Origin of the sequence: Flavobacterium indicum GPTSA100-9 = DSM 17447 (assembly GCF_000455605.1) — a bacterium.
In the GTDB taxonomy this organism is placed as follows: domain Bacteria; phylum Bacteroidota; class Bacteroidia; order Flavobacteriales; family Flavobacteriaceae; genus Flavobacterium; species Flavobacterium indicum.
The window spans coordinates 2,345,224-2,359,476 of the sequence record NC_017025.1 but is presented as its reverse complement, the minus strand read 5'-3'; the positions used below and the strand labels follow the sequence as shown (position 1 = coordinate 2,359,476).

General features: G+C 32.2%; 10 protein-coding genes. 4 read left to right on the top strand and 6 right to left on the bottom strand.

Annotated features, from left to right (window positions below; translation table 11 throughout):
* The first annotated feature begins 64 nt into the window (after positions 1-64).
* From KQS_RS14065 to KQS_RS10895, 4 genes are all read left to right on the top strand, one after another.
* Positions 65-3,619, top strand: coding sequence for a T9SS type B sorting domain-containing protein (locus KQS_RS14065; protein WP_014389244.1), 3,555 nt, complete (start codon positions 65-67; stop codon positions 3,617-3,619).
* A gap of 66 nt (positions 3,620-3,685) precedes the next feature.
* Entirely contained in the window at positions 3,686-5,758 is a 2,073-nt protein-coding gene (locus tag KQS_RS10905) for an OmpA family protein (RefSeq protein WP_014389243.1), read from the top strand.
* 92 nt (positions 5,759-5,850) lie between these two features.
* Complete coding sequence (locus KQS_RS10900) at positions 5,851-7,173, top strand: hypothetical protein (RefSeq protein WP_014389242.1); 1,323 nt, start codon at positions 5,851-5,853, stop codon at positions 7,171-7,173.
* Between the two features lie 2 nt (positions 7,174-7,175).
* The gene (locus KQS_RS10895; protein ID WP_014389241.1) at positions 7,176-7,973 is read left to right on the top strand and encodes a hypothetical protein; all 798 of its coding nucleotides are present in this window, start codon (positions 7,176-7,178) and stop codon (positions 7,971-7,973) included.
* Positions 7,974-7,998: 25 nt separating this feature from the next.
* On the opposite strand, the gene KQS_RS10890 is transcribed toward KQS_RS10895, so the two are convergent.
* The 6 genes from KQS_RS10890 to KQS_RS10865 all read right to left on the bottom strand — a co-directional run bounded on the left by KQS_RS10890 (position 7,999) and on the right by KQS_RS10865 (position 14,227).
* A complete protein-coding gene (locus KQS_RS10890) occupies positions 7,999-8,307 on the bottom strand; it encodes a rhodanese-like domain-containing protein (protein ID WP_014389240.1) in 309 nt (102 codons plus the stop codon).
* A 63-nt stretch (positions 8,308-8,370) separates the two neighbouring features.
* The gene (locus KQS_RS10885; protein WP_014389239.1) at positions 8,371-10,125 is read right to left on the bottom strand and encodes an aromatic amino acid hydroxylase; all 1,755 of its coding nucleotides are present in this window, start codon (positions 10,123-10,125) and stop codon (positions 8,371-8,373) included.
* A gap of 113 nt (positions 10,126-10,238) precedes the next feature.
* Positions 10,239-11,285 (bottom strand): DUF6340 family protein, encoded by a 1,047-nt coding sequence (locus KQS_RS10880; RefSeq protein ID WP_014389238.1) that lies wholly within the window; start codon positions 11,283-11,285, stop codon positions 10,239-10,241.
* Positions 11,286-11,368: 83 nt separating this feature from the next.
* Positions 11,369-11,887, bottom strand: coding sequence for a DUF4136 domain-containing protein (locus KQS_RS10875; protein ID WP_014389237.1), 519 nt, complete (start codon positions 11,885-11,887; stop codon positions 11,369-11,371).
* Positions 11,888-11,928: 41 nt separating this feature from the next.
* Positions 11,929-13,914, bottom strand: coding sequence for a urocanate hydratase (locus KQS_RS10870; RefSeq protein ID WP_014389236.1), 1,986 nt, complete (start codon positions 13,912-13,914; stop codon positions 11,929-11,931).
* 124 nt (positions 13,915-14,038) lie between these two features.
* A complete protein-coding gene (locus tag KQS_RS10865; RefSeq protein ID WP_014389235.1) occupies positions 14,039-14,227 on the bottom strand; it encodes a DUF5522 domain-containing protein in 189 nt (62 codons plus the stop codon).
* Positions 14,228-14,253: the final 26 nt, after the last annotated feature.

Below are 14,253 nucleotides of genomic sequence, written 5' to 3'. Positions count from 1 at the left end.
AATTTTTACGTATTGAAAAATAGGTGATTTAAAAGGAAATTTACAGCCTATAATATTTGCTGTAATGAAATTTAAATTACTACTACTTATTCTATTTTTTCAGATATCATTTGCGCAACAACCGGTTTTAGATTGGGCAAAATCTTATGGTGGTACTTCTCAAGATAGATCCAATACTATTGCAGTCGATCCTTCTAACAATGTTATAGTTGGGGGTGGTTTTGCTGGTTCGGTGGATTTTGATCCTAACAGCGGAACTTTTACACTGACAACACCTCTTTCTTATGATTATGATGCTTTTATTTCAAAATTAGATTCAAATGGTAACTTAGTTTGGGCCAAAAAAGTGGGTTCAAGTCCGGGATCAGATGAAATTTATTCCATTACAGTAGATCATCAAGGGAATATATATGCGCTCGGAAATTTTAGAGGAACGGTTGATTTTGATCCGAATGCGGGTGTTTATAATTTAACAGAAATGGGATTTGGAAGTGGGGATATGTTTCTCTTGAAATTAAATGCAGCTGGTGATTTTGTATACGCTAAACAATTTGGAGGAAATGGAGTTGAGTTAGGAAGGAGTATTGCTCTAGATTCTACAGGAAATATTTATTTTACGGGCGAAGTAAATAGTGCCATGTCGGGTTCTACAATATTGACTACCGATTTTGATCCGGGACCTGGAGTAACACCTGTCTCTTCAATTACGGGTTTAAATGGGGATGTGTTTGTTTGTAAACTCGATAGTAATGGAAATTTACTTTGGGTAAAAACGATGGGAGGAACCGGGCCAGATGATGCCAAATCAATTGCTGTAGATGTTAATGGAAATGTATATACCACAGGGATTTTTAGAGCTACGGCCGACTTTGATCCAAGTGCAGTAGTATATAATTTAGTTAATCCGAACACGAACAGATGGGATGTATTTGTGTCCAAATTAGATACCAATGGTAATTTTGTATGGGCCAAAAGTTTTGGAAACCCAACTCAAGATGATTATGCCTTTGGAATAAAAGTTGATCTATTTGGAAATGTATATTCTACGGGAAATTTTAATGGTAATGTAGACTTCGATCCAGGTACTGGTGTTGCCAATTTAAATAGTTTATATGATACAACTTATATCAGTAAACTCGATGTAAATGGGAATTATGTTTGGGCTAAATGTTTTGGTGGGAGTTCGTCAGGAAGGGCCATTGCATTAGACGCTGCTTCAAATATTTATTTAACAGGTTATTTTAATGGAACGGTCGATTTTGATCCGAATACCGGTGTAGCTAATGTGAGTGGATTGGGAGGTCCATTGTATACCTACATCTGTAAATTGGATGCAAACGGGATATACCAATGGGCGAAAGGTTTTGGAAATTCAAACAATCCTAATCATACTATGAGTTATGCCATTACTACAGATGCCACAAATCATGTCTATACAACCGGTAATTTTTATGCTATTGTTGATTTTGATCCGTGTGAATCTGTAATGAATTTAACGTCTAATGGACAAGAAGATGTTTTTGTACAAAAGTTAAATCAGGATACTGTAGGCGGACCACAATTTAATTCTATCGCACCAATCTGTTATGGAAGTACACCTCCTATATTGCCAACGACTTCATTAAATGGTGTTATAGGAACTTGGAATCCGAGTGTTGTAGATACTACAACTTCAGGAACCTATGTTTTTACACCAAATGCGGGTCAGTGTGTAACACAGACCACCAGTTTATCTGTTACGGTTTTACCTATTGTTACAACTGTTTTTCCCTCTTTTTCATCCGTTTGTTCTGGAACTACACCGCCGTTATTGCCAACAACATCTTCAAATGGAATAGTAGGAACATGGACGCCTAGTTCCATTTCAAATACAACTTCAGGAACCTATGTTTTTACCCCTAATGCAGGCCAATGCGGTACCATTTATACTTTAAACATTACAGTTGTGCCAAGTGTTGTTCCGCAATTTAATTCCATCGCGCCCATTTGTGCGGGAGATAGTTTAGCGGCACTTCCAACAACATCCTTAAACGGAATTACAGGAACTTGGAGTCCAGCTTTAAATAATCAACAAACAACAACTTATACATTTACACCTAATTCGGGTTTTTGTGCTACAACACAAACGCTAACAATAACAGTAAATGCTGTTACCCCTTTGTTTAATTCAGTAAGTCCAATTTGTGCAGGTGAAACACTACAATCATTACCAACTACTTCAATAAATGGAATTCCAGGAAGTTGGAGTCCAGCCTTAAATAATTTACTAACAACTACATACACGTTTACACCCAATCCGGGCTATTGTGCACCTCTTGTAACAATGACAATTGTGGTAAATCAGCCTACAGTGCCTAATTTTAATCCGGTTAATCCAGTTTGTCAAGGAGCAACAATAGCCTCATTGCCAACTACTTCTTTAAATGGTATTACCGGAAATTGGTCACCCGCATTAAATAATCAAGCGACCACACTCTATACATTTACACCAAATCCCGGACAATGTGCCACTATTCAAACACTTACAATTGTAGTGACAAATTCTATTACTCCTCAATTTCAAAGTATTAGTCCTGTTTGTTCTGGTACTGTCTTAGCGCCTTTGCCTACAGTATCACTTAATGGAATTTCAGGGAGTTGGAGTCCTGCGTTAAATAATCAACAAACAACAACCTATACTTTTACGCCCACTGCTGGGCAATGTGCTACGAGTCAGAGTTTAACAATACAAATTATACCACCTACAGTACCTGTTTTTAATCTGGTTAATCCTATTTGTATTGGAGATGTTTTAACGCCTTTACCATCAACTTCGTTAAATGGAATTACAGGAACTTGGAGTCCGGCTTTGAACAATCAACAAACGACTTTGTATACATTTACACCAAATTCAGGGGAGTGTGCTACACAGCAAACGATGACCATTCAAGTGAATTCTATAGTTCCACAATTTGTTCCAATAGCACCTGTTTGTATTGATGAAATTATTCCTGCTTTGCCAACAGTTTCTTTAAATGGAATCACAGGCGTTTGGAGTCCGGCACTAAATAATCAACAAACAACAACCTATACGTTTACACCCGATGTAGGTCAATGTGCTACGAGTCAAAATTTAACAATTGAAGTCAAAACATTTGTGGAATTACAAGTTCAAATTATTCAACATTCAGATTTTAATTTAAATCAGGATTTAGAGGTAGTGGTACATCCACCAGGAAACTATCTGTTTATTTTAGATGATGAAATTGTACAACAATCAAATGTGTTTAAAAACATTAGTTCATGTACACATCAATTAAAGATTCAAGATTTAAATGGATGTTCAAAATCAGACGTGGAGATGGAATTGTTTATTTTTGGATACCCACCTTATTTTACACCCAATGGAGATGGATATAATGAGTACTGGAATATAAATTGTAATGATATTGTTAATGCAAAAATCACCATTTTTGATCGGTATGGCAAGTTGATTAAGCAATTTTTGTCTTCAGAATTGGGTTGGGATGGTACCTATATCGGCAACGAATTGCCTTCAACGGATTATTGGTTTACAATTGATTATAATAAAAATCAAGAAATAAAACAGTTTAAAGGACATTTTACCCTTAAAAGGTAAGAATACGAACTTTTACGTATTTTTATTTCTATGAAATTTTGTTTTCTTTGATAAAATTCAATTTTTATGAAAAAACTTTTATTTTTAGTATTCACTTTCACGTCAATTAATTTATTTGGACAAAAAGTGCTTTTCCATGATACTTTCGATTCGGATAAGAATCAATGGGCACTTAATAGTAACAATTTAGTTACCAATGTTGAGAAAGGAGTTTTAGTTATGAAAAATAATGATTCTCAAAATGCAAAATGGGAATTGTTAACTGTAATTACTAATCCAGATGAGGTTGATTATGATGTTGAAGCATCAATTAGAGTAACACAATCTCTTGCGGAAAATGCTGCTTATGGTTTAGTTTGGTCTTGCTATAATGATTACTCCGATTATCGAGTGGTTAATATGACCCCAAACAAACAGGTGCAAGTTTATCAGTATTCTGGGAAAGAATTTTATTATACTAAAAAGTGGGAAGAAGCTTCTTATATAAATGGAAAAAACAAGTATAATAAAATATTTGTAAAAAAACGCGCTAACATTTTAGAGATTTTTATTAATGATAAATTAGTAGTTAAAACGGGTGATTATGCGTATGGAGGATCAAAGTCGGGGTTCATTTTAGATGCAGGAATGACTATTGAAATTGACGAATTAAAAGTGGTTGAATATCCAAAACATATTGATGTAATTGAAGGGTACGATCCTAATTTAGTTATAGAAAAAATTGAATCTATTTCTTCAAAAGAATATGATGAAGTAAATCCAGTTGTTGCTGCAGATGGAAATACTATATATGTTGCCAAAAAAGCATCTCCAGATAATTTAGGAGGAGTTAATGATGATGATATATGGTATGCTACAAAAGATGCTAAAGGAAATTGGTCTGCTTTAAAAAACATAGGTAAACCTTTAAACAACAGTAGTTACAATTTTGTGATTTCAGTTTCACCAGATCATAATACAATGGTGTTAGCAAATACTTATAATGCAGATGGTTCTTCAAAAGGTTCAGGTTTGTCGGTTTCAAACAGAACAAGTAATGGTTGGGAAGTGCCCAAAGAGATTGTGATTAAAGATTATCAAAACAAAAATCAATTTGTAGGGTATTTTCAATCAAGTGATAATAAAGTTCTTTTAATGACAGTTGAAAGAGATTCTGGTTTTGGATTTAAAGATGTATTTGTTAGTTTTATTCAAGAGGATGGAACTTGGTCTGCACCATTAAATTTGGGAAGTACAATTAATACTTTTGAAGAAGAAACGAATCCTTTTTTAGCAGCAGATGGTAAAACATTGTACTTTTCTTCAAGAGGACATGGTGGTTATGGAGGATATGATTTATTTGTGTCGAAAAGATTAGATGATTCATGGACTAATTGGTCAAAACCCAAAAACTTAGGGGATATCATAAATTCCCCATCAAGTGATTTAGCGTATTATGTATCTGCAAAAGGTGATAAAGCCTATATTTCAAGAGGAGGAGATATTTATGTGTTAGATAATAAAGTGAAACAAGATCCGGTAGTGTTAATTAAAGGAAAAGTATACGATAATAAAACCAAGCAAATTTTAAGCGCCAAAATTGAATACAATAATTTGAAAACCAATAAAAATGCAGGTACAGCAATATCAAATCCTAAAGATGGAAGTTATTCAATTGTATTACCCTATGGACAAAAATACAGTTTCATGGGTAATAAAGAAGGGTATTATGCTGTAACTGAAAATATTGATTTAACAAATTTAAAAGAATATCAAGAAATGGAAGTGGATTTGTATTTAAGTCCAATAGAAAAAGGAGAAGTAATTCGTTTAAATAATATATTCTTTGATTCAGGGAAGTATGATTTATTACCGGATTCTTATGCTGAATTGGATAAATTATATAATATTTTAATGAATAATTCGAAAATGAAAATAGAAATTTCGGGACATACAGATGCAGTAGGATCGGATGTTGACAATATGAATTTATCTAATAACAGAGCAAATGCCGTTATGCAATATTTATTAAAAAAAGGAGTAAATGGTAATCGTCTAACAGCAAAAGGTTATGGAGAAACGAAGTTTATTGCACCTAATGATACTGAAAAAGGAAAACAAAAAAATAGAAGAGTAGAGTTTGTAATAGTAGAATTATAGTTTTTTTATTAGTAATTATGTCTTAAAAATACGTAGAAATACGTATTTTTTTGTTTTTAGTAAGATTTTACTTTTATACAAAATATATTTTAATGAAACACTATTTTTTAATTTTCTATTCCATTGTTGCTTTTTCACAACAACAATTTAGAACAACAGACTTTGGCTATTCTTCTGATGTAAAAAAAGTTGAAGAATCCTTGTATAAATTTAATAAATATGAGAACAAGTTTGTTTTAGAAAGTATTTCTGTTACAGATGTGCAAGACACCTATTTTCAAAAACAAATAATAGAATCGTATGTAGAACAAAATAAATTGGTAGCAGAATACAACTATTTCTATAATCCAGATTCAACTTTAAAAGAAATAAATTACAAACCTTCAACTAATCAATTTGCCTTTCCCTTGCAATTCATTTTTAAATATGCCAATTCAAAGTTAGAAAAAATGCAAATACAAGGGATTTCAAATACGTTTTACTTTTATGATTCCAAAGGTAATTTAGAAAAAGAAATCCAAAAGGATATTCAAAATGAACTAGTAAAGACAACTGTTTATAAAAGAAATGTAGCCAATGATACGTATGAGAAAGTAATACAAGAGGGCGATGGTTCAACTGGTGATTTTACAAAAGAATATTATGAGAAGGGTTTAAAAATAAAAAGTGAAACCAAGAATGAAGATACTACATTTTCGGTTGAGTATAGCTATGATTCAAACAGAAATATCAGTAAGCAGATATATGATGATGGTTCTACAATTGAGTACGGTTATGAATACGACAAGAAAAACAACCCTACTAAAATTGCAAAAATTAGTCCGGCTTTCCTTGAAGATAATTCTTTTACATTTATTAAAATTACTTTTCAAGACGGAACGGTAAGTGGGTCGAACCAGATGGATTTTGATTTTATAAAAAAGTACGACTTGAATTGGAGAATGCGAGATTCTTTACTAACCGCGTATAAAAAAATTAAGTATTCCCATAAAAATAATTTAAGTGTATTGAAAGGTGAAAATAATGAAATAGAAATTCAGGATTCGTATGATAATAATTATGAAAAAGTTGTACTTTTGAATCCATCTCCAAACCATACCGGGTTACTAATTTTTAATGAAGTTACTAATAAAGTATACTTTGTTAAAGATTTTTATTTTGAAGATTTTCCTAAGAATGAGTGGCAAGATGCTCTTCAAGTTGAATCACCAACAAGTATTTATTGGATTCTAGATAAAAATAATTTAATTTCATTTTATCAAAATGGGGTTTATCTCGACAGTTCTAGATTTACCATTGAAGAAGATAGAAATCCAAGTGATCTTTTGGTTAAAACAACTGATGGGGAAGTTTTTATAATGAAAAACATTAATCAATCTCAAGCTAATGTTTTGTATCCATTATTAAAAAAATAAAAATGAAACAATTATTGATTGTTTGTACATTATTTGTACAGGTAATGTTAATCGGACAGGAAAAATACAGGACGTCTGATTTTAATCTACATGAAAAAACACATATTTCAGAACAAGTAGTTTATTCCATTCAAGAGGGAACGAAGAAATGGGAACAAACCAAAACCTATTATTTTTATAATACATATTTAGATTCAATAGTAGTTGAAAGTAAAAACTCCAAAGAAATTATTACTTACAATTACACTATTGATAATTGTTTAAAAGCAATTGTGACTAAAAATGTTACAAGTGAAACAGAAGATAAAAAAGAATTTTTTTATGATCGTTCGTTAAGGTTATTAAAGACAAAAGAATATGTGCAAGGTAGGGAATTTAAGGAAGCAGTTTATTCCTATGATACGAACAATAAATTGTTTGAAATTGTAACTAAAGAGAAAGGTTTTAATACTTTCGAAATTGTAACGTTTAATTATTCTGATGCGAATCATTACACTAAAACTTCAAAGTCTTTTGAAGGGAAGAAAATGGTTGAAATACAAGTAGAAAACTATAAAGATGATTTAATTGAAAAGGGAGTGTATCAAATATTTGATTTAAAAAATAAAGTGCTTTATAAGCATGATAAAATGCGAAATTTAATTTTTGAACAAATAGATGAGGAAGAACCAACAGTATACAAATATGAATACGATGTTCAAGGTAATCCAATAAAAATTACCATTTCAAACGCAGGAAATCCTTATGTAAATTCCGAAATAGTTATAAAAAATACTTATTCGGATTTTAAAACAAATTAAAAAGTCCCGAATTCGGGACTTTTTATTATAATTTACTTTCTAAACTTTGCCAACCGCCACCATTAATACAGTCAATTCCGTTTTGTTTCAAAATTGAAGTAGCTTGCGCGCTTCGCATTCCTGAACGACAACAAGCAATGACAGGTTTGTTTAATTTTTTAATATCATTTATTTTAGAAGCAATAACTTGTAGAGGAATGTTTTTTGAACCTTTAATGTGTCCACTTGCAAATTCTTCGTATGTTCTTACGTCTATAATTACTGCACCTTTTTGAGTGTATTCAGCAATTTCGTTGGTTTTGTTTCCAAAACCTAATTTATCTAATATTCCCATTTTTACTTTTTTTTTGACAAATATAGTTTGATGTCGTATATTCTGTTGTAACAAACGTTACAATTAAGCCATAATAGGGAAAATTAGTTCAATGCCATTGTTGATTAAATGAGCAACTTCTGGTCTTTTAATTTTTAATTTTTCTAAATGATTTTGAACTTTTTCAACTAAATCACTATTGTTTTCTTTATGTGCAATTTCTAAAATTTCAACACTTAGTAACCAATCATTAGGGTGATTTGAAGAAACAGCACCAAACGCTTCTTTTAATGTTATTTCAGCAGCTTTGTTTTCTCTAATGTTTCTAACGTTTTTATATAAATGTTCTAATTCTTCTCTTTCAATTGATTTTTTTTGTTTAATAGTTTGACTGGATGGAACATGGTTAATCATATCAAAGCTATTTACATCAGCAGGCCCAGAAAAAGCAGAGATAACATCTTTACCAACAGCCATATCGTAAATTCCCCATTCTGGTTGGAATAAAATAGTATCCTCATGAGTAACTGTACAATTTTTAAATTTAATCAATAAAATTTTTCCTTGAATATTTCTTGTACCGGTTATAATTTCTCCCGAAACTTTTATTCCACCTTCAAACTCTAACGTAACTTGTTCGCCTTCATAAATGTCGTAAGCGCTTAAATCACGCGGACTCATATCTTCAATAGCTAAATTAATGCCTTTTAATTTGCCAATTGGAGAGCCGTAACCCTCGGCATGGTATTCTGTTCCATGTCCTACTAATTCTTTTTCTCTATAAGATAATGCTGTTTTTCCTGTTGTTTGAATATATACAGGTTTGCCTTCGTGCTCAATAACATTTGTAAAGATACCCGATATTTGTAAGCCTGTACTTAATTCTATGGTTCCAAGTGCTTTAGAAGAAATTAATTTTTTTATTCCTGATAAACCACCTGTTCGTAACGCCATTTTATTTGCAAACTCCTCAAGCACCATGTTTAAGTGTGCAAAATCGGATGTGACAAATAATTGAGGTTGCGGTTTTGTAATATCAAAGCTTACATCTGCTGCTTTAATGTCATAAGGTATTTTTTTAACATTGTCGGTCATACACCAAGCACTTTCTCCAATTGATGACAACAAACCAGCGCCATATATTTTAGGATTTTCAACCGTTCCAATTAAGCCATATTCTACCGTCCACCAATGTAAATTTCTAATTCTTGACATTTCAGATAACTCACCCATATTTTTTTGTAGAAAATCAACCTGTGCTTCCGCTTTTTCAATTTCTTCTTGTGGCGTATTTTCGGCTTCTTTTAATATAGATAACAATCGAATAGCTTCATATAATTCATAATCACGAGCAGAAGATATTGCTTTGCATCCTATTTCACCAAATCGTCTTAAATATTCAGCATATTCAGGATTGGCTATAATAGGAGCGTGGCCGGCACCTTCGTGGATAATATCTGGAGCTGGAGTATATTCAATATGTTCTAATTGACGAATGTCACAAGCAATAACTAATACATTGTACGCTTGAAATTCCATAAAAGCATTTGGTGGAATAAAGCCATCAACCGCCACAGCGGCCCAACCAATTTCTTTAAGAATTCGATTCATGCCGTACATGTTTGGAATATTTTCAATGTCAATTCCTGTTTGATGAAGCCCTTCAAGATAAGATTCATGTGCTACTTTACCTAGATAGTCTACATTTTTACGCATAACATATCTCCAAACTGCTTGGTTAATAGGTGTGTAGTCCTCGTAATTTTGAGGTTTGATGAATTGTTTTAAATGAGTAGGTAATCTGTCTATCAACGGATTGCTTTCAAAATGTGTTTCCATAACTTTAATCGGGTTGCTTGCAGTAAAATTACGAAATTTTCAGAAATAACTAAAGTTTTTATGGAAATGATAAAATAATGTTTCTAAATTAGAATAATTTTAAAATTAAAGCATTAATTGTTTTCGTTTGCTATTTGAATCTCTTTGTTTTTTCTGTTTTTTAATAGGTTTAAATAACGAAGTGCTAACTTGTCGCCATAATCGGTGTAAGATTTTGAAGCCCATTCAATTGCTTTGTCTAAATCACCATTAATTTCATTAATTATAGCCATATTATAACAGGCTCTTCCTGCAATTTTCGAGTCGTTATTGTTAGTTTCTTTTAGCCATAATTCAGCAGCGCTATCCCATTTTCCCGCTTGTGCTCGTCTTTTTCCAATTTCAAAATTTTTGGTGCCTTTTACATAATAATCTCTTGAAACTCTAATAGTGTAAGGGAAAATTCTATACGTGTAATCGATACCAATATTTTTACTAACTGCCAATACCGCATCTTTTCTAGTTAATATTGCTTCAAATGCTTTTAATGGATTTACTCCTCTGCCACTCAATGTAATTGTATTTGTTGTTGAATAAACATCTTTTAATTGTTTTTCAGTATTGTCATAAATTCGCCATCCCGATTTTATTAAAGTATTAATTGTGGCTTCATGTTCAATAATTGGAATTTTTATTCCTAAATTATTATTTACTTGAGAAGAAATTGTTCTATAATTAATTTTTGAATCTGTATCAAAATACGATAATTCATAAATGGCATCAAGTTGATTTTTTTGGCAAATTTCATTTATTTTATCCCAAGAAAGTTCAGCTGAAAATTGATCAATTCCGTATTTTTTAAAATCGACACTATCAATAAGCATCACTTTATTCATTCGGGCAGTTTTTTCTAATTCTGATTTTAAATTTTCAATTGCAGTAATGCTACCTTTTTTGTCTAATTCTTTACCTTCTGCAGTTAAAATTTTATCTATAACATCAAAAGCTTCATATTTCTTATCTGGAATACTTCTGTTAATAATTCCAATACGTGTTACATTTTTGCTTAAATAGACTGGCGCGGGTTGTTTTGCATCCATGGTTAAACCATTTGTTGAACTACATGAAGCAAAAAATAATATAAAAAGAGTTGCTATTGAAATGGTAATTTTTAGTTTCATAAAACAATGTTTGGTTAGTTAAATATAGGCAAAAAAAAGGAAAAAAAATGCGTTACAGTTGTAACGCATTATATTAGATTTGCTTATTGTTTTATTGAAGGAGGGTATTGCTCTAAAATTCTTGAAACGAATTCTTTTATTCGTTCTTCTTTTTTGTCTGTATTGGTTGTTAAATATCCTGTTCCTTGGCCTTGCCAAACAAGTTCTTTAGTTTTTGCATCAAAAATATCAATAAAAAGAGTTCCTTCTGGAGTTGATATTGTTCGGTTGTAACCTAAGCCCCATGGACCCCAGCCCCAGCCCCAGCCGTAATTTTGATAAACATCAATTACTTCTCTTTCTTTAGTAAATATACTAATTAATACATCTGGTGATTCTGATTTTGTAAATCCTTTAGTAGCCATTGCATCATCAATTGCATACAAAATTCTTTTTTTGTCTAAATCAGAAATTTCAGCTTTATCTATTCCGCTTTTAAAATAAGCATAAGATTTATAAGCACTAAAATTAGCTTTTTTGTCATAATCTGCATTTACTCTTACAGATGAACAAGATATTAGAAAAAAAATACCTACTACTGATAATAATTTTAAAGTTTTCATAGTCAATTTATTATTTACTAAAATTAAATATAATTTTTAAATTATAATAAATTTTCGTCTACAAAATTTGGAAGCGTCACTTTTAATAAAGGTTGTGATTCCATTGCTCTTTTGATAGCGAAAATTGCTCCTTCATTTTTAGCCCAACTTCTTCTTGAAATTCCATTGTTGACATCCCAAAAGAGCATTGATTCTAAACGTCTTGAAGCTTCTTTTGTTCCATCAAGAACCATACCAAAACCACCATTAATTACTTCTCCCCAGCCAACACCACCGCCATTGTGAATAGATACCCAAGTAGCACCACGGAAACTGTCGCCAATTACATTGTGAATGGCCATATCCGCAGTAAAACGTGAACCGTCATAAATGTTAGATGTTTCTCTGTATGGAGAATCAGTACCAGATACGTCGTGGTGATCACGGCCTAAAATGATATAGCCAATTTCGCCTTTAGCAATTGCTTCATTGAAAGCTTGTGCAATTTTAATTCTACCTTCAGCATCAGCATATAAAATACGAGCTTGTGAACCAACAACTAATTTATTTTCTTGAGCACCTTTTATCCATTGAATATTATCTGCCATTTGTTGTTGAATTTCTTCTGGCGCTGATTGCATCATTTCTTCTAAAACACGGCAAGCTATAGCATCGGTTTTAGCTAAATCTTCCGGTTTTCCTGACGCACAAACCCAACGAAAAGGTCCAAATCCATAGTCAAAACACATGGGCCCCATAATGTCTTGTACGTAAGATTGGTATTTAAATTCTCTACCTAAAGTAGGAAGTTCGTTCATTACATTGGCACCTGCACGCGATGATTCAAGTAAAAAGGCATTACCATAATCAAAGAAATAAGTGCCTTTTGCAGTGTGTTTATTTATAGCTGCTGCATGACGGCGTAAAGTACTTTGAACGGCTTCCTTAAATTTTTCAGGATCAGTAGCCATCATTTCGTTTGATTCTTCAAAAGTATAGCCAATAGGGTAGTAGCCACCTGCCCAAGGATTGTGTAAGGATGTTTGATCTGAACCTAGGTCGATAGGTATATTTGCCTCATCAAATTTTTCCCAAACATCTACTACATTTCCTAAATAAGCAATGGAAACTACTTCTTTGTTTGCTAATGCTGTTTGAACTCTATCTACTAATTTGTTGATATCTTCAATGATTTCATGAATCCATCCTTGTTCATGTCTGATTTTTGTGATTTTCGGATTTACTTCTGCACAAACAGTCACACAACCGGCTATTGTTCCTGCTTTAGGTTGAGCGCCAGACATACCTCCAAGACCTGAAGTTACAAATAATCCACCTGTTGGAGATTTTTTAATTTTTCTAAAGCCATTTAGCACCGTAATTGTTGTGCCATGAACAATACCTTGAGGGCCAATGTACATGTAACTTCCTGCTGTCATTTGTCCGTATTGCGAAACTCCTAAAGCGTTCATTTTTTCCCAATCATCTGGTTTTGAATAGTTAGGGATAACCATTCCATTGGTAACAACAACTCTTGGGGCTTCTTTATGTGAAGGGAATAATCCCATAGGATGGCCAGAATACATAACCAAAGTTTGTTCGTCAGTCATTTCGGCTAAATATTTCATAGTGAGGCGGTATTGTGCCCAATTTTGAAATACAGCTCCGTTACCACCATAGGTTATTAATTCATGGGGATGTTGTGCCACTGCATAATCCAAATTATTTTGAATCATTAACATGATTGCTTTTGCTTGTTCACTCTTTCCAGGATAATCTGAAATAGGTCGGGCATACATTCTGTAATCAGGACGTAAACGGTACATGTATATACGACCGTATTTTTCCAATTCTTCTTTGAATTCAGGAATTAATTCAGCATGATGTTTTGCATCAAAATAGCGTAAGGCATTTTTTAAAGCCAATTTTTTTTCTTCAGCAGAAAGTATTTCTTTGCGTTTTGGCGCATGGTTTATTGCTGTTTCGTAAGTTTTAGGTTGAGGTAAAACTGAGGGTATACCTTCTAAAATTTGTTCTTGGAAAGTCATGTTTTATTATTGCATTTTTCGTTATTAATAATTTCTAGTTTTCATAGTAGAAAGAAACTAAGGATAACGAATATCAGACCTATGATAGGATTTGTATATTTTTATTCTATATTTAACTAATTCACTATCCATTTTTATTTTTTTTTGTTGTTCCAGTTTTTTTATCAAAACCATAAGGGCAGTGTCTGCATCCACTTTTACAACAGTAACCTCTTTTAAGATGGTATTTTTCTGTAAAACATTTATATCCTTCAGGGGTGTAGTAGAAATCCTCCCCCTCTTTTAAATTATTTGGATTTATTTGTTCATTCATAGCTACAAATTTAAAATATTTGTTTT